This is a genomic window from Pseudomonas sp. NPDC085632 (genome assembly GCF_044541255.1).
In the GTDB taxonomy this organism is placed as follows: domain Bacteria; phylum Pseudomonadota; class Gammaproteobacteria; order Pseudomonadales; family Pseudomonadaceae; genus Aquipseudomonas.
Genome location: NZ_JBITSX010000051.1, coordinates 1 through 17954 on the forward strand (window position 1 = coordinate 1; position 17954 = coordinate 17954).

15 protein-coding genes are annotated in these 17954 nt (G+C 59.7%); 6 read left to right on the forward strand and 9 right to left on the reverse strand.

Annotation, left to right across the window (positions count from 1 at the left end):
- Positions 1–330 precede the first annotated feature (330 nt).
- On the forward strand, positions 331–1791 hold the full coding sequence (gene mltF / locus ACIF4X_RS24265) for a membrane-bound lytic murein transglycosylase MltF (protein ID WP_081498726.1): 1461 nt from the start codon (positions 331–333) through the stop codon (positions 1789–1791).
- 84 nt (positions 1792–1875) lie between these two features.
- Here the strand turns inward: mltF and pdxJ are convergent, their stop codons facing one another.
- From pdxJ to lptF, 8 genes are all read right to left on the reverse strand, one after another.
- On the reverse strand, positions 1876–2622 hold the full coding sequence (pdxJ, locus tag ACIF4X_RS24270) for a pyridoxine 5'-phosphate synthase (protein WP_397484045.1): 747 nt from the start codon (positions 2620–2622) through the stop codon (positions 1876–1878).
- Between the two features lie 47 nt (positions 2623–2669).
- The gene (gene recO, locus ACIF4X_RS24275; protein ID WP_397484046.1) at positions 2670–3359 is read right to left on the reverse strand and encodes a DNA repair protein RecO; all 690 of its coding nucleotides are present in this window, start codon (positions 3357–3359) and stop codon (positions 2670–2672) included.
- A 166-nt stretch (positions 3360–3525) separates the two neighbouring features.
- Positions 3526–4428 carry a GTPase Era gene (gene era / locus ACIF4X_RS24280; protein ID WP_016771562.1) on the reverse strand — a complete coding sequence of 301 codons (903 nt, stop codon included), beginning with the start codon at positions 4426–4428 and terminating at the stop codon, positions 3526–3528.
- Positions 4421–5110, reverse strand: a complete 690-nt coding sequence (rnc, locus tag ACIF4X_RS24285; RefSeq protein ID WP_277760698.1) for a ribonuclease III — start codon at positions 5108–5110, stop codon at positions 4421–4423. The genes era and rnc overlap by 8 nt, the downstream gene beginning before the upstream one ends.
- 169 nt (positions 5111–5279) lie before the next feature.
- The gene (gene lepB, locus ACIF4X_RS24290) at positions 5280–6134 is read right to left on the reverse strand and encodes a signal peptidase I (RefSeq protein ID WP_007909027.1); all 855 of its coding nucleotides are present in this window, start codon (positions 6132–6134) and stop codon (positions 5280–5282) included.
- A gap of 5 nt (positions 6135–6139) precedes the next feature.
- Entirely contained in the window at positions 6140–7939 is a 1800-nt protein-coding gene (gene lepA, locus ACIF4X_RS24295; protein ID WP_064118427.1) for a translation elongation factor 4, read from the reverse strand.
- A 172-nt stretch (positions 7940–8111) separates the two neighbouring features.
- On the reverse strand, positions 8112–9173 hold the full coding sequence (lptG, locus tag ACIF4X_RS24300; RefSeq protein WP_034154799.1) for an LPS export ABC transporter permease LptG: 1062 nt from the start codon (positions 9171–9173) through the stop codon (positions 8112–8114).
- Entirely contained in the window at positions 9166–10287 is a 1122-nt protein-coding gene (gene lptF / locus ACIF4X_RS24305) for an LPS export ABC transporter permease LptF (protein WP_397484047.1), read from the reverse strand. Before lptF ends, lptG begins: the two co-directional genes overlap by 8 nt.
- Positions 10288–10863: 576 nt before the next feature.
- Between lptF and ACIF4X_RS24310 the strand changes: the two genes are divergently transcribed.
- The 5 genes from ACIF4X_RS24310 (at position 10864) to rlmF (ending at position 17534) form a co-directional block, all read left to right on the forward strand.
- Positions 10864–12354, forward strand: a complete 1491-nt coding sequence (locus tag ACIF4X_RS24310; protein WP_397484048.1) for a leucyl aminopeptidase — start codon at positions 10864–10866, stop codon at positions 12352–12354.
- A 57-nt stretch (positions 12355–12411) separates the two neighbouring features.
- Positions 12412–12840, forward strand: coding sequence for a DNA polymerase III subunit chi (locus ACIF4X_RS24315; protein WP_397484049.1), 429 nt, complete (start codon positions 12412–12414; stop codon positions 12838–12840).
- An 8-nt stretch (positions 12841–12848) separates the two neighbouring features.
- Positions 12849–13244: a DNA polymerase III subunit chi gene (locus ACIF4X_RS24320; RefSeq protein ID WP_397484050.1), complete on the forward strand. Its 396-nt coding sequence runs from the start codon at positions 12849–12851 to the stop codon at positions 13242–13244.
- Positions 13245–13435: 191 nt separating this feature from the next.
- Entirely contained in the window at positions 13436–16282 is a 2847-nt protein-coding gene (locus ACIF4X_RS24325; protein WP_397484051.1) for a valine--tRNA ligase, read from the forward strand.
- 232 nt (positions 16283–16514) lie between these two features.
- The gene (gene rlmF, locus ACIF4X_RS24330) at positions 16515–17534 is read left to right on the forward strand and encodes a 23S rRNA (adenine(1618)-N(6))-methyltransferase RlmF (RefSeq protein ID WP_095119373.1); all 1020 of its coding nucleotides are present in this window, start codon (positions 16515–16517) and stop codon (positions 17532–17534) included.
- A gap of 183 nt (positions 17535–17717) precedes the next feature.
- Here rlmF and ACIF4X_RS24335 read toward each other — a convergent pair.
- The coding region (locus ACIF4X_RS24335) for an HU family DNA-binding protein (protein ID WP_397484052.1) at positions 17718–17954 on the reverse strand (237 nt) is incomplete at its 5' end.

Genomic DNA, 17954 nt, shown 5'->3' on the forward strand with positions numbered 1-17954 from the left:
GAAGCGCAGATCGCCTGGGGCAGGAGCGCCGCGCAGGATCAACATCTTCGGGACAGCCTCGGGAAGGGGTGTGCTTTGAGGCCGTGCATTCTAGCCTAAACCGCCCTCAACATCACCCGAAACGCTACGCACGGTTGCACTCGGGTATCAATCTGTGTTTCCGACTTCAGAGTCAGGTAAATCAGCTATTCAGAGGCCGCTTATTTTTACTGTAACAAAAAGCCGTGAAGGCCCGTTTCTGCGGGGTTTAGCTCGGTTTTGTGATCGCTAGCAGACTCGCCCTGCACTGTCGAGATATGGCGCCCGTGGTCGTTTGCGTATACTGCGCAGATGTTTTTCCCAACGGCTTTGCGTCCGCGGTACGCCAAATGGCTGATCGCAACCGGACTCTTCCTGATGCTCGGTGGCTGTGTTGATAAACCCAACACACTCGAGCGCGTAAAGGAGGATGGTGTGCTGCGGGTGATTACCCGTAACAGCCCCGCCACCTACTTTCAGGATCGCAGCGGTGAAACCGGCTTCGAATACGAGCTGGTGAAGCGTTTCGCCGACGATTTGGGTGTCGAGCTGAAGATCGAGACCGCCGACAACCTCGACGACCTCTTCGATCAGATCGGCAAACCGAACGGCCCGGTACTGGCTGCTGCCGGTCTGGTCAGCAGCGAGCAGCGCAAGAAGCAGGTGCGGTTCTCGCACTCCTATCTCGAAGTCACCCCGCAGATCATTTACCGCAATGGCCAGTCGCGGCCGACCGATCCCGGCGATCTGGTCGGCAAGAAGATCATGGTGCTTAAAGGCAGCACTCACGCCGAGCAGTTGGCCGAGCTGAAAAAGAAATTTCCCGGCATCGAGTACGAAGAGTCTGACGCGGTTGAAGTGGTCGACCTGCTGCGCATGGTCGATGAAGGCCAGATTGACCTGACTCTGGTCGATTCCAATGAAGTGGCGATGAACCAGGTATACTTCACCAATATCCGTGTCGCCTTCGACCTCGGTGATGCGCGCAGCCAGAGCTGGGCGGTCGGCCCGGGCGAAGACAACAGCCTGCTCAACGAGATCAACGCGTATCTGGACAAGGTGCAGAAGAACGGCACCCTGCAACGCTTGAAGGATCGCTACTACGGCCACGTCGATGTACTCGGTTACATGGGCGCCACGACCTTCGCCCAGCACTTGCAGCAGCGCTTGCCGAAATACGAACAGCACTTCAAGAACTACGCGAAGAAAGAGAAAGTCGACTGGCGCCTGCTTGCGGCGATCGGCTATCAGGAATCGTTGTGGCAACCCACCGTCACCTCGAAAACCGGCGTACGCGGGCTGATGATGCTGACCCAGAACACCGCTCAGGCGATGGGTGTATCCAACCGCCTCGATCCGAAGCAGAGCATCATGGGCGGTGCGAAATACCTGGCTTATATGAAAGATCAGCTCGACGATTCGATCAAGGAACCGGATCGCACGTGGTTCGCCTTGGCGGCGTACAACGTCGGCAGCGGCCATCTGGATGACGCGCGCAAGCTGACGGCCAAGGAAGGGTTGAATCCGGACAAGTGGCTGGACGTGAAGAAGATCCTGCCGCGCCTGTCGCAAAAGCAGTGGTACAGCAAAACTCGCTATGGCTACGCCCGGGGCGGCGAGCCTGTGCATTTTGTGGCGAACATTCGTCGTTATTACGACATTCTGACTTGGGTGACGCAGCCGCAACTTGAGGGTGATCAGGTGGCTGAGGGCAATCTGCATGTGCCGGGTATCGACAAGTCAAAACCCGCGCAAGAACCTGCCCCGCTTTAAAAGCAAAAGATCGCAGCCTTCGGCAGCTCCTACAGGTGTACGCATAACCCTGCAGGAGTTGCCGAAGGCTGCGATCTTTTGATCTTAGCCCTTGAGAGCGGCCGCCAGAATCAGCGCCTTCATCTCGGACACAGCAGACTTGAATCCCACGAACAACGCATGCGCCACCAGCGCGTGGCCGATGTTCAGTTCGTTGATGCCCTTGATTGCCGCGACGGCTTCAACGTTGTGGTAATGCAAGCCGTGACCCGCGTTAACGATCAAACCCTGGGCCAAACCAAACGCCACGCCATCCGCCACACGCTTGAGTTCTTCAGCCACCTCAGTCGGCGTTTCGGCATCCGCATAACGACCTGTGTGCAACTCAATGGCCGGCGCGCCAACGCGTTTCGACGCAGCAATCTGGCGCTCGTCGGCATCGATGAACAGCGACACTTCGCAGCCGATCTTCGACAGACGTTCAACCGCTGCCTTGATGCGCTCTTCCTGCCCCGCGACATCGAGACCGCCTTCGGTAGTCAGTTCCTGACGGGTTTCCGGGACCAGACAGATGTGCGCCGGGCGGATGCATTCGGCGAACGCCATCATTTCTTCGGTGACGCCCATTTCGAAGTTCATGCGGGTTTGCAGCACGTCCTTGAGCAGCAGGACATCGCGTTCCTGAATGTGTCGGCGGTCTTCGCGCAGGTGCACGGTGATGCCATCGGCGCCCGCCTCTTCCGCGTCCAGCGCAGCCTTGACCGGGTCCGGGTAGCGCGTGCCACGGGCCTGACGCAGGGTGGCAACGTGGTCGATGTTCACGCCAAGAAGAATGCGATTGCTGGTGGTCACGGATGCGCTCCTGAATTGAGAGATTCGGCGCACAGCATACGGGGTGATCAGGGCTTGCGAAACAGTTCGCGACTGACGAGGGGACGACCGCCCAAGTGAACGGCGAGTGCCTGGCGCATCAAACGCTTGGCGGCGGACAACGCGCCGGGGGCGGACCAGTCGGCTTCGGCCATGGCCAGCAACTCGACACCGTTGAACAGGCCCGGTTGCAGCAGGAAAACCCTCTCAAGCCCCGCATCCACTTGCAGGCGATAGAGACCATCCGGCGCGACGGGTTCGCCGTGAACGTCCGTGTTCAGTGAAAAGCCGTAACCGAGGTCATCCAGCAGCCGCCACTCGAAGGAACGCAGCAACGGTTCCAGCGGCCGACCTTCGGCCAGTGCCAGCAAGGTTGCGGCGTAGTGATCGAACACAGCTGGATGCGGATCCTCGGCCGGCAGCAAGCGGATCAGTAGCTCATTCAAGTAGAGACCGCTGAACAGCGCCTCGCCGTTGAGCCACGCCGAAGTGCCAGAACTCTCCATGCGCCCGACATTCTTCAGCTCGCCTTTGCCGCGAAATTCGACTTCCAGCGACACGAATGGTCGCGCCAACGTCCCGGCTTTGCCCCGCGCACTGCGCAACACCGCCCGCAGCCGCCCTTGCGGCGTGAGGAAATCCACCAGCGCACTGGTTTCGCGGTAGGCGCGGGAGTGCAGGACGTAGGCGGGTTGGGCGGGAGGCGGGTTTTGCGACATTGAGTTCTCGATGAAGAAACGCAGATTTACACACAACCCAAAACCAATGTGGGAGCGAGCCTGCTCGCGAAAGCGGAGTGACAGTCAGCATCAATGCTGAATGTTACATCCTCTTCGCGAGCAGGCTCGCTCCCACAGTGGGTATCGGTGTTCTCTGGAACGGTGATTACAGGTCGCCGTAACCCAGCGAACGCAATGCACGCTCGTCGTCGGACCAACCACCCTTCACCTTGACCCACAGATTGAGCATGATCTTGGAGTCGAACAGCAGCTCCATGTCCTTGCGCGCCTCGGTGCCAATGCGCTTGATACGCTCGCCCTTGTCGCCAATGATGATCTTCTTCTGGCCGTCGCGCTCAACGAGGATCAAGGCGTGGATGTGCAGGGTTTTGCCCTGCTGCTTGAACTCTTCGATTTCGACGGTGATCTGGTACGGCAGCTCGGCGCCCATCTGACGCATGATTTTCTCGCGCACCAGTTCGGCGGCGAGGAAACGGCTGCTGCGGTCGGTGATCTGGTCTTCCGGGAAGAAGTGATCATTCTCCGGCAGGTGATCGGCAATGACCTTTTCCAGTGCTTCGAGGTTATGCCCGTGCTGCGCGGAAATCGGAATGATCTGCGCGTTCGGCAGTTGTTCCTGTAACCAGCTGAGGTGCGGCATCAGCTCGGCTTTGTCTTCGATGCGGTCGGTCTTGTTCAGCGCGACGATCAGCGGACCGGTCACGTACTGCACGCGCTCGAGGACCATCTGGTCTTCGTCGGTCCATTTGGTGCGATCAACCACGAAGATCACCACGTCGACGTCTTTCAACGCCGCCGAAGCGGTTTTGTTCATATAACGGTTCAGGGCCTTTTCGCCACCCTTGTGCATGCCCGGGGTGTCGACGTAGATCGCTTGCACGTCACCCTCGGTTTTGATCCCGAGCATGTTGTGGCGAGTGGTCTGCGGCTTGCGCGAAGTGATCGCGAGCTTCTGGCCAAGGATGTGGTTCAGCAACGTGGACTTGCCAACGTTGGGACGGCCGACGATGGCAACATAGCCACAGCGAGTTGCGTTTGTATCAGTCATTGCCATTCTCCACGCCCAAGGCAATCAGTGCTGCGGCGGCCGCTACCTGTTCGGCAATACGACGGCTCACACCCTGACCTCGGCTTTTTTCATTCAGTAAGACAACTTCGCACTCGACGAAGAAGGTTCGGCAGTGCGGCTCGCCCTGGATATCCACCACTTCGTAGCGTGGCAGATCGCAACCACGCGATTGCAGGTGTTCCTGCAGGCGGGTTTTCGGATCCTTGTTGGTGTCGACCAGCGTCAGGCCTTCGAACTCACCGGCCAGCCAGGCCAGCACGCGCTCACGCGCCATGTCCATGCCGGCGTCGAGATAGATTGCACCGATCAAGGCTTCGAGGGCATCGGCCAGAATCGATTCGCGACGGAAACCGCCGCTTTTCAACTCGCCGGAACCCAGTCGCAGGTACTCGCCAAGGTCGAAACCGCGCGCCAGTACGGCCAGCGTCTCACCTTTTACCAAACGTGCGCGCAAACGCGACAACTGGCCTTCGCGGGCCAGCGGGAAGCGATCGAACAACGCCTCGCCAGCGACGAAGTTGAGGATGGCATCGCCAAGGAATTCCAGGCGTTCGTTGTTGCGCCCGGCAAAACTGCGGTGCGTCAGAGCCAGCAGCATCAGCTCCTGGTCCTTGAAGGTGTAACCGAGCTGACGCTCGAGACGGCTTAGAGAAACGCTCACGGTTTACCCACGCTGAGTTCGTGGCTGGATTCCACTGCCATCGCCGGGATGCGGCGCAGGCCTGGGACAATTAACGCTGTGTTCAAAAATTAAATCCTGGCGATTGCGAAGCCGATTGTGCCGGCTCCAGAAATGCATTCGGCGCTGTGGTCAACAGCGCCGTGTGTGATTACTTGATCAGACCAACCCGCGAGAAATTCGGCAGGTGACTGAGTTTCGGTTCTGGCCAGCTCATCCAGACCGCGAAGGCCTTGCCGACAATATTCTGGTCGGGAACCATGCCCAGCAGATCCTTGGGAATGTTCGGATCATCCCAGTAGCGACTGTCATTCGAGTTGTCGCGGTTGTCGCCCATCATGAAGTAGTGCCCGGCAGGCACTGTCCACGAGCGATCCGGCGTGGCGCGGTAGCGGCTCATTTCCTTGCGGATCAGATGCTCGGCGGCGCCCAGTTTCTCTTTATACAGTTCGGCGCTGCCCAGCGTGCCCGGCTCGGCGCCGACCATCTGCTCGGCAATCGACTCGCCATTCACAAACAGACGCTTGTCGGCGGTGTAACGCACCGTGTCACCCGGCAGACCCACTACACGCTTGATGTAGTTGACGTTCGGATCGCTCGGGTAGCGGAACACCATCACATCGCCGCGCTGCGGATCACCGACTTCGATGATTTTCTTGTCGATCACCGGCAGGCGGATCCCGTAAGAAAACTTGTTCACCAGAATGAAGTCACCGACATCCAGGGTCGGTTTCATCGAGCCCGAAGGGATCTGGAACGGCTCCACGAGGAACGAGCGCAGTACCAGCACGATGAACAGCACCGGGAAGAACGACTTGCCGTATTCGACCAGCAGCGGCTCTTTATTCAGTTTTTCAACGACCACCCCATCGGGCTGGCTGACGCTGCCTTGATAAGAGGCAATGGCAGCACGCCGACGCGGTGCCAGGATCAACAGATCAAGCAACGCCAACAGGCCGCAGACGAACACGGCGATGACCAGCAACAGCGGGAAATTTAGTGACATAGGACCTAACTATCCAACCTGAGCACGGCAAGGAAGGCTTCTTGTGGAATTTCCACGTTGCCGACCTGCTTCATGCGTTTCTTACCGGCCTTTTGCTTCTCGAGCAGTTTCTTCTTACGGCTGACGTCACCACCGTAGCATTTGGCCAATACGTTCTTTCTGAGCGCCTTGACGGTTGTTCGGGCAACGATCTGACCACCGATGGCGGCCTGAATGGCTACGTCGAACATCTGACGAGGAATCAGTTCTTTCATCTTCTCGGTCAACTGGCGACCTTTGTAGTGCGAGTTGTCACGGTGCACGATCAATGCAAGGGCATCGACCTTGTCGCCGTTGATCAGCACGTCCAGTTTCACCAGATTAGCCGATTGGTAACGATCGAAATGGTAATCCAGCGAAGCATAGCCACGGCTGGTGGATTTGAGACGGTCGAAGAAGTCCAGGACCACTTCGTTCATCGGCAGGTCGTAAGTGACTTGCACCTGATTGCCGAGGAACAGCATGTCGACTTGAACGCCACGCTTCTCGATGCACAGGGTGATGACGTTGCCCAGGTGCTCTTGTGGCACGAGGATATTGGCCCGCACGATCGGCTCGCGCATGTCTTCGATCGACGACACATCCGGCAGCTTGGACGGGTTGTCGACGTAAATCGTTTCACCGGTTTTCAGCACCAGCTCGAAGATTACCGTCGGCGCCGTGGTGATCAGGTCCAGGTTGTACTCGCGCTCGAGGCGCTCCTGGATGATTTCCATGTGCAGCATGCCGAGGAAGCCGCAACGGAAGCCGAAGCCCAGTGCGTCGGAGCTTTCCGGGGTGTATTGCAGCGACGAGTCGTTGAGGGTCAGCTTCTGCAGCGCTTCGCGGAAATCCTCGAAGTCGTCGGAGCTGACCGGGAACAGACCGGCGTAAACCTGCGGCTGGATGCGTTTGAAGCCTGGCAGCACTTCAACGTCCGGGGTCGAGCTCAGGGTCAGGGTGTCACCGACTGGTGCACCGTGAATGTCCTTGATGCTGGCGATGATGAAGCCCACTTCGCCGGCCTTGAGGTCAGCGGTGGCGGTGTGTTTCGGGTTGAATACACCGACGCTGTCGACCAGATGGATCTTGCCGGTGGACTTGACGAGGATCTTGTCGCCCTTCTTCACGCGGCCATGACGCACGCGCACCAGGGAGACAACGCCCAGGTAGTTATCGAACCAGGAATCGATGATCAACGCTTGCAGCGGATCTTCGATGTTGCCGGTCGGCGCAGGAATGGTCGCGACCAGACGCTCAAGCACTTCGTCGACACCCAGGCCGGTTTTGGCGCTGCAGGTGACGGCGTCGGTGGCGTCGATGCCGATGATCTTTTCGATCTCGTCCTTGACGCGCTCAGGATCGGCCTGTGGCAGGTCGATCTTGTTCAGCACCGGCATGACCTCGAGGCCTTGCTCGATGGCGGTGTAGCAGTTGGCCACGGACTGGGCTTCAACGCCCTGACCGGCATCGACCACCAGCAAGGCGCCTTCACACGCGGCCAGGGAACGGCTGACTTCGTAGGTGAAGTCGACGTGGCCCGGGGTGTCAATGAAGTTCAGCTGATATTTGATGCCGTCTTTGGCGGTGTAATAGAGGGTAACGCTGTGGGCCTTGATGGTGATCCCGCGTTCACGCTCCAGATCCATGGAATCCAGTACCTGGGCTTCCATTTCACGCTCGGCCAGGCCGCCGCACATCTGGATGAAGCGATCGGCCAGCGTCGACTTGCCATGGTCAATGTGGGCGATGATGGAGAAATTGCGGATATGACTCAAATCACTCACGGATCAACACTCAAAAAGGCTGCAGGCATAGCCCGCCGAAAAATAGCCGGGAATTGTACCTGATACACGGCGCAAGCGTCACGTTCGCCCGTCACCCGGATTGCATGCAAAAACGCCCCGATCTGTCGACCGAGGCGTTTTCAAGTTTAAAGCGCACGTAAAATCGCGCGCATCAACCGGCTCTTCGCAGCAGCCAGACACCTGCCAGCGCACAGACGCCGGCCGGCACCAGCACCGCGAACAGCGGCGAGAAACCGAACACCAGGCTCGAAGGGCCGAGCAAATCCTGGACGATACGGAAGGTAAAGCCCACCAGTACCCCGGTGAACACACGCTGACCGAGGGTCACCGAACGCAGCGGGCCGAAGATGAAGGAGATCGCCATCAGCACCAGAGCGGCAGTGACCAGCGGCTGCAACACCTTGACCCAAAATGCCAGCCAGTAGCGACCGTTGCTCAGTCCTTGCTCGGACAGATAGTGGATGTAACCCCACAAGCCACTGATCGACAGCGATTCCGGCGCCATGACCACGGTGCTGAGCAGTTGCGGGCTCAACGCCACGTCCCATTGCTCGCTCGGGGTATTGACGACTTCCGTACTGCGTTCATGGAACAGCGTGGTGGCAACATCGGTGAGCTGCCACTTGGTGCCGTCGAACTCGGCCTTTTTGGCGAAGCTTGAACTCAGCAGATGACGTTCCTTGTCGAAGTGATAGCGAGTCACGCCATACAACAGGCCGTTCGGTTGCACGGCGTTGATGTGGATGAATTCTTCACCCTGACGGTGCCACATGCCGTGCTTGGCGCTTTGTGCGTCGCCGCTGCCCTGCGCCAGCGAGCGATTGGCCTGCGCCATGCTTTCGGTCGCCGGAGCAACGTACTCGCCGATCAGCACGCCGGCCAGCATCAGCACCAGCATCGGCTTCATGACAGCCCAGACAATACGGCCGATGGATACGCCCGCGGCGCGCATGACCGTCAGCTCACTGCTGCTGGCCAGACTGCCAAGGCCGATCAGGCAACCGATCAATGCGGCCATCGGCAGCATTTCGTAGAGACGGCGCGGCGCCGTCAGCAGCACGAAACTCAGGACATCTACGAGGGTGTAGGTGTCGCTGACGTCGCCCATTTCATCGATGAACGCGAACAGCGTTGCCAGACCGAGAATGATTGCCAGCACGGCGATGATCGCCATGAACACGCTGCTGCCGATGTAGCGGTCGAGTTTAACCACGGGCCACCTCCAGCGCTGCAGAGCGACGGCTGGCCATCTTCAGGCGTAGCGGCTCCCAATAGAGCAGGCCGAGACCGATGACCAGGAAGATCGCGTGCACCCACCACAGGCCGAGGGCCGGCGGGATCTTGCCCTTCTCGAGGGCGCCGCGGGCGGCAATCAGGATGGTCAGGTAAGCCATATAAAGAAGAATCGCCGGCAGCAGCTTGAGGAAACGCCCTTGGCGCGGATTGACTCGCGACAGCGGCACCGCCATCAAGGTCACGATAAACACCAGCAGCGGCAGGGACAAACGCCATTGCAGTTCGGTTTTGGAGCGGATGTCATCACTGCCCAGCAGTGCCGAGGTCGGCATGGCGTCACGGTCGGTGACTTCTTCGCTGACATCCGGCTTGGGCAACAGCACGCCGTAGGTTTCGTAATGAATGGCACGGTAATCGGCCTGACCCGGGCTGCCGTCGTAGCGATAGCCGTTATCGAGAATCAGGTAGCGATTGCCGTCGGGACGCACTTCCTGGCGGCCCTTTTCGGCCACCAGCACGGAAATCCCGCGGTCCTTTTGATCGGCACCGAGATTTTTCTGCGAAATGAATACGCTGCCCAGATTGACGCGATCGTCGCTCAGGGTTTCGGTGTAGGTCACCCGAGTACCATCACGCAGGGCTTGGAAACGGCCCGGTTCGAGGGTATCGAACTCGGTCAGCGCGTCCTGCTTGTTGAGCAGCAACTGGAACTGGTTGGCGCCTTGCGGGGCCAGGCCCAGGCTCAACCACGCCACGACCAGTGCGACCAGCGTCGCCGGAAACAGGGTCATGCGAAACAGTTTCTGCTGGCTCATGCCGGTGGCCGAGAGCACGGTCATCTCGCTTTCGAGATACAGGCGACCGTAGGCCAGCAGGATCCCGAGGAACAGGCCCAGCGGCAGAATCAGTTGCAGGAACCCCGGCAGACGGAACCCCATGATCAGGAACAGCGAGCCCGGGTCGAGCTGACCGGCAGCGGCCTGAGCGAGGTATTTGATAAAGCGACCGCTCATGATGATGACCAGCAGCACGGCACTCACGGCGCTGAGGGTCAGCAGGACTTCGCGGGACAGATAACGGAAGACGATCAAACCAGACACTCCAGGGTTGTCAGGCTAAGGCGGCCAAACAAGCAAACACATCGACCGGCCCGCAACGCAGAGCCGTCGAAAAAAGATGCGGCATTATCCTGTGAATGGAGGCGCCTGTCACTGCGCACACTCATCCATGTCTGTAATCCTTTGCAGATCGTACAACCCAGGGGGCGTTCTCAATTAGTTTTCACACCGCGCCGGGTCTGCTGGTGTGCAGGGCAAGGCGCGAGAAGCGTGGTTTGGTCATTCCAAATAAGCTTCGAGCAACGCAGCCCTGCACAACAACAGGCCCGGCCCTTCGGGTTGTGCCTTAAAGCCGGCCAGTCTGCGTTGCAGGCCTTGGAAAGGGAACAACCATTCCCAGCGGCCTGCGCCTTGCCTGGCTGGCTTTAAGGCGACAACGCGGTGTGAAAACCAATTGAGAACGCCCCCTAGGGTTGTCAGGTGCGGGGAGCGAGGTTCAAACTGCGGCCCTTGTCGCAGGCTTTGGCCTGCGCCTCTTCTATCTATAAGCAGGCGACTGCGGACACCGTCGAACGCCTGCGTGTTGACCATTCATTCAGGGATCCGGACATGGAACTGGTTGTAAAAAGCGTTAGCCCAGAAACGTTGAAAACCGCCACCCTGGTGGTTGCCGTCGGTGAAGGCCGCAAACTCGGGGTCGCGGCCAAACAGGTCGATGAACTCAGCGGTGGCGCGATCAGCGCCGTGCTCAAGCGTGGCGATCTGTCCGGCAAAGTCGGCCAGAGCCTGCTGCTGCACAGCCTGCCAAACCTGAAAGCCGAGCGCGTGCTGCTGGTCGGCGTGGGTAAAGAAGAAGAACTGGGCGACCGTCCGTTCCGCAAGATCGCCGCAGGCATCCTCAACACCCTGAAAGGCCTGGGCGGCAGCGACGCCGTGCTGGCGCTGGATGAAATTATTGTTAAAAACCGCGACAGCTACGGCAAAACCCGTCTGCTGGCGGAAACCCTGGTGGACGGCGAATACACCTTCGACCAGTTCAAGAGCCAGAAAGCCGAACCGCGCGCCCTGAAAAAAATCACCCTGCTGACCATCAAGGCTGCGCAGGCTGAAGTGCAGCGCGCCGTGAATCACGCCACCGCGATCGCCAATGGCATGGCCTTCACCCGCGATCTGGGCAACCTGCCGCCGAACATCTGCCACCCGACCTTCCTCGGCGAACAAGCGAAGAACCTCGGTAAAGAATTCAAGGATCTGAAAGTCGAAGTCCTCGACGAGAAGAAGATCAAAGCCCTGGGCATGGGCTCGTTCTACGCCGTCGGCCAAGGCAGCGCCCAGCCACCGCGCCTGATCGTCATGCAATACAACGGCGGCAAGAAATCCGAGAAGCCGTACGCACTGGTCGGCAAAGGCATCACCTTCGACACTGGCGGCATCAGCCTGAAACCGGGCGCCGGCATGGACGAAATGAAGTACGACATGGGCGGCGCTGCCTCTGTGTTCGGCACCCTGCGCGCCGTGCTTGAGCTGAAACTGCCGATCAACCTGGTGTGCATCCTCGCCTGCGCCGAGAACATGCCGAGCGGCAACGCTTCGCGCCCGGGCGACATCGTCACCACCATGAGCGGCCAGACTGTGGAAATCCTCAACACCGACGCCGAAGGCCGACTGGTGCTGTGCGACGCGCTCACCTACTCCGAGCGCTTCAAGCCGCAAGCGGTGATCGACATTGCCACCCTGACCGGCGCTTGCGTCGTTGCCTTGGGCGCCCACACTTCGGGTCTGCTGGGCAACAACGACGAACTGATCGGCCAACTGCTCAGCGCCGGTAAAGCCGCTGACGACCGCGCCTGGCAACTGCCGTTGTTCGACGAGTACCAGGAACAACTGGACAGCCCGTTCGCCGACATCGCCAACATTGGCGGGCCGAAAGCAGGCACTATCACCGCCGCGTGCTTCCTGTCGCGCTTCACCAAAAACCTCAACTGGGCGCACCTGGACATCGCGGGCACCGCATGGACCAGCGGCGGCAAGGACAAGGGCGCCACTGGCCGTCCGGTGCCTCTGCTGACCCAGTACCTGCTGGATCGCGCCAAGGCCTGAACCCGCTGACGGGCGGCGTCACTTTCGGGTGATGCCGCTTGCTGCTCTGGAACCGCAATGACCAAAGTCGACTTCTATATCCTGCCCAGCGCCGATCCCTCGGCTCGCCTGGACTTTGCCTGCAAACTCACCGAGAAAGCCTGGCGCATGGGCCACCGCATCTACCTGCACTGCAGCGACGCAGCTCAGCGTGACGATCTCGATGCACGCCTGTGGGCATTCAAGGGCGAAACCTTCGTGCCGCATGGCCCGGCCGACACCGAGCCGGACGGTTTGATTGTGTTGGGATTGGGTGACGACTGCGGTCAGCATCAGGATTTGCTGGTCAATCTCGACCTGAAAGTCCCGGCCTTCGCCAGCAAATTCGCCCGGGTGGCGGAAGTGGTGGTCGAAGATCCGACGATTCGGGCGGCCGCGCGGGAGAGTTTCCGTTTCTACCGCGAACAGGGCTATCCTCTGCAAGATCACCGTTTACAGCGACTCTGAGCATTCCAATGGACACTCCGAAACCGCAGCAAAAGTCCGCGCATCTGCTGGACGATCTCGAATCGATCCGTCAGTTGCTCGGCGACGACAACCTGCAACCGCCATTGCTGACCGACACGGTCGATGAAGGCGAACAGGAACAGATTCCGATGTTGTTCGATTCTGTCGGCGCCGAGCCGGCCGCTGTCGAACCACCAGCCGCGCCAGCCCCGATACCTGCCGCACCGCCGGCTGCGACCGCCGCCAAAGGCCCGGACGCCCTGCTCCACCTCGACAGCGAACTGCGCGCCGCCGCGCAATTGATCATGCAAGACGTGATCGACGACTTCGCCCCGCACATCGAAACCGAAATCAAACGCCGCCTCGATGCGCGGATGGAACGCCTCCTCAGCCAATACGAGTAAACGCTCCTGTAGGAGCTGCCGAAGGCTGCGATCTTTTGATTTTGATTTTTAAAAACAAGATCAAAAGATCGCAGCCTTCGGCAGCTCCTACATTTAGATCCCCTCCGGGCCCGCCCCGCTCGCCCTCGGCCCCATGCCCCGCTATACTCGTCGGCTTTTCCTGAATTAATGCCAATAGGGTCCCGCCGCGCATGGATAAGACCTACCAGCCGCACGCCATTGAAACTTCCTGGTACAACACCTGGGAGTCCGAGAACTACTTCGCCCCGCAAGGCGCGGGCGACTCCTACACCATCATGATCCCGCCGCCGAACGTCACCGGCAGCCTGCACATGGGTCACGGTTTCAACAACGCGATCATGGACGCGCTGATCCGTTTCCGCCGCATGCAGGGTCGCAACACCCTGTGGCAGCCGGGCACCGACCACGCCGGTATCGCCACGCAGATGCTGGTGGAGCGTCAACTCGAGGCTCAAGGCCAGAATCGCCATGATCTGGGCCGCGAAAAATTCCTCGAGAAAGTCTGGGAGTGGAAGGATCAGTCCGGCGGCAACATCAGCCGTCAGATCCGCCGCCTCGGCTCGTCCGTCGACTGGAGCCGTGAGCGCTTCACCATGGACGACGGCCTCTCGGAAGCGGTTAAAGAAGCGTTCGTGCGCCTGCACGAAGACGGCCTGATCTACCGCGGCAAGCGTCTGGTCAACTGGGACACCAAACTGCACACGGCGATTTCCGACCTCGAAGTGGAAAACCACGACGAGAAAGGTTTCCTGTGGAACCTGAAATACCCGCTGGCCGACGGCGCGAAAACCGCTGAAGGCAACGATTTCCTGATCGTCGCAACCACGCGCCCGGAAACCATGCTCGGCGACTCCGCCGTCGCAGTGAACCCGAACGATGAGCGCTACCAGGCCCTGATCGGCAAATTCGTCGAGCTGCCATTGGTTGGCCGCCGCATCCCGATCATCGCCGACGATTACTGCGACCCTGAATTCGGCACCGGCTGCGTGAAAATCACCCCGGCCCACGATTTCAACGACTACGAAGTCGGCAAGCGCCACAACCTGCCGCTGCTGAACATCTTCGACAAGAACGCCAACGTGCTGCCTGCAGCGCAGGTGTTCAACCTCGACGGTACGCTGAACGACAGCATCGACGGCGCGATTCCGGCCGAGTACGCCGGCCTTGAGCGTTTTGAAGCGCGCAAGCAGATCGTTGCCGCGTTCGACGCCGCCGGCCTGCTGGTCAGCGTCAACGACCACGGTTTGAAAGTGCCGAAAGGCGACCGCTCCGGCACCATCATCGAGCCGTGGCTGACCGACCAGTGGTACGTGTCGACCAAGCCTTTGGCCGAGCCTGCGATTGCCGCCGTTGAAGACGGTCGCATCCAGTTCGTGCCGAAGCAGTACGAAAACATGTACTTCTCGTGGATGCGCGACATCCAGGACTGGTGCATCAGCCGTCAGCTGTGGTGGGGCCACCGGATTCCGGCCTGGTACGACGAGTCGGGCAAAGTCTATGTCGGTCGCGACGAAGCCGAAGTGCGTGCCAAGCACAACCTTGGCCCGGACGTTGCGCTGCAACAGGACAACGACGTACTCGACACTTGGTTCAGCTCGGGTCTGTGGACCTTCTCCACCCTCGGCTGGCCTGAGCAGACCGAATTCCTGAAGAAATTCCACTCCACCGACGTACTGGTGACGGGCTTCGACATCATTTTCTTCTGGGTTGCCCGGATGATCATGCTGACCATGCACCTGATCAAGAACGAGGACGGCACGCCGCAGGTTCCGTTCAAGACCGTTTACGTGCACGGTCTGGTGCGTGATGGCCAGGGCCAGAAAATGTCCAAGTCCAAGGGCAACGTCCTCGACCCGCTGGACATCATCGACGGTATCGAGCTGGAAGACCTGGTGCAAAAACGCACCTCCGGCATGATGCAGCCGAAACTGGCGAAGAAGATCGAGAAGCAGACACGCGACGAGTTCGCCGACGGCATCGCCAGCTATGGCACCGACGCCCTGCGCTTCACCTTCTGCTCGCTGGCTTCGACCGGTCGCGACATCAAGTTCGACATGGGCCGCGTCGAAGGCTATCGCAACTTCTGCAACAAGATCTGGAACGCCGCGCGTTATGTTCTGGACAAGGGCGAAGATTGCGGTCAGAACGGCGAAGACTACGAGCTGTCGCTGGCGGATCGCTGGATCATCTCGCAACTGCAACGCACCGAAGCCGAAGTGACCCGTCAACTCGATCAGTTCCGTTTCGACCTCGCCGCGCAAGCGCTGTACGAGTTCATCTGGAACCAGTACTGCGACTGGTACCTGGAACTGTCCAAGCCTGTGCTGTGGGACGAGAACGCGCCGGTCGAACGTCAGCGCGGAACTCGCCGTACGCTGGTTCGCGTACTGGAAGTGGCGTTGCGTCTGGCGCATCCGTTCATGCCGTTCATCACTGAAGAAATCTGGCAGCGCATCGCGCCGCTGGCCGGTATTCAGGGCAAGACGATCATGCTGCAAGCGTGGCCAGTGGCCAACGAAGAGCGCATTGATCCAGCCGCCGAAAACGACATCGAATGGCTCAAGGAACTGATGCTCGGCACGCGTAACATCCGTGGCGAAATGAACATCGGCCCGGGCAAGCCGTTGCCAATCTACCTGAAGAACGTCAGCGCTGAAGACCAGCGCCGTCTGACCGAGAACGAAGCGCTGCTGAAGAAGCTGGCGCGTCTGGAATCGATCACCGTTCTGGCGGCTGGCGAAGAAGCACCGCTGTCCGCGACCGCGCTGGTTGGCGAGATGGAAGTGCTGGTGCCGATGGCCGGGCTGATCGACAAGGGCGCCGAACTAGCCCGTCTGGACAAGGAAATCCTGCGTCTGCAGGGCGAAGTCCAGCGTGTTGGCGGCAAACTGTCCAACGCCGGTTTCGTCGACAAGGCCCCGGCCGAAGTCATTGAGAAGGAACGCGCCAAACTGGCCGAGGCGGAACAGGCCTTGGGCAAACTGGCCGAGCAGCACGCGCGGATTGCCAGCCTGTAACGGCAAATCGCAATGAAAAAGGGAGGCCCAAGTGGCCTCCCTTTTTTATTCCTGATCACCACAAATCCCCCGTGGGAGCGAGCCTGCTCGCGAAAGCAGTGTGTCAGTCGACAAATCTGCTGGATGTGAAACCGCCTTCGCGAGCAGGCTCGCTCCCACAGTTTGAACGGTGTTGCCTTGAGATGTGGGACAATACCCGCCACTTTCAGCCATACCCGAATCGACCACGCCCATGAACGCCCCCCGCACACCCAAACCTGCGCGCAAAAAGCCTGACTCCGCGACCCCGGCCAAAACCGTCGAGCCGCGTGAAAAGGCCAGCCTGCACCCGCGCAATCGCCATCAGGGTCGTTACGACTTCCCGGCGCTGATCAAGACCACGCCGGAACTGGCGAAGTTCGTGATCACCAACCCGTACGGCAAGGAAAGCATCGACTTCGCCAGCCCCGATGCGGTGCGCGTATTCAACCGGGCGCTGCTCAAGTCGTTCTATGGCATCCAGCATTGGGACATCCCGGCAGATTACCTCTGCCCGCCAGTGCCGGGCCGTGCCGATTACGTGCACTTTCTCGCGGATTTGCTGGCCAGCATGAACGACGGCAAGGTGCCACGCGGCGCGATCGTCAACGTGCTGGACATCGGCATGGGCGCCAACTGCGTATATCCGCTGATCGGCAACAGCGAATACCGCTGGCACTTCCTCGGTTCGGAAATCGACCCGACGGCCGTGGCTGCCGCCCGCGCCATCGTTCAGTCCAACGACCTGAACAAAGTCATCCAGCTACGCCAGCAGGAAAACCGCAAGCACATCCTGATCGGCTTGCTGGAGCCGGGTGAACGCTTTGACCTGACCATGTGCAACCCGCCGTTCCACGCGTCGATGGACGAAGCGACCAAGGGCAGCGAGCGCAAATGGCGCGCACTGGGCAAGGCCGACCCGAAACGCAAACTGCCAGTGCTGAACTTCGGTGGGCAGTCGGCGGAGCTGTGGTGTGAAGGTGGCGAGGCGCGATTCGTGACGCAACTGATCGCCGAGAGCGCGAACTTCCAGCACAAGGTGCTGTGGTTCAGCACCTTGGTATCGAAAGCCTCGAACCTGCCAGCCATTGAAACCGCGCTGAAAAAGGCCGGTGTTCTGGAAAGCCAGGTCGTCGAGATGTCTCAGGGCCAGAAGCAGAGTCGTTTCGTCGCCTGGACCTTCCAGACCAAATCCGAACAGCAGATCTGGCGCCGCGAGCGCTGGGTTCGCTAGCCCCGCTCTGCCCCGTGTAGGAGCTGCGGTACGCTGCGATCTTTTGATCTTGATCGTGATTTTTAAACGCAAGATCAAAAGATCGCAGCGTGCCGCAGCTCCTACAGGGGTAAAGCGCCAAATCGCAGACACAAAAAAACCGTGCCCGGATCACTCCGGTGCACGGTTTTTTATTGCCGCGTCTTACTTGTTCACAGCGTCGGTCAGGCCTTTGGCCACAACCAGCTTGATCACTTTCTTAGCAGGGATTTCGATGGCAGCGCCAGTCGAAGGGTTACGGCCAGTGCGGGCAGGACGCTCGGTCACTTTCAGCTTGCCGATACCTGGCAAGGTGATTTCGCCGCCGTTTTCCAGCTGATCGGCAACGATTTGGCCCAGTTGGTCCAGAGCGTTACGCGCGGTGGTTTTCGGCGCGTCGAT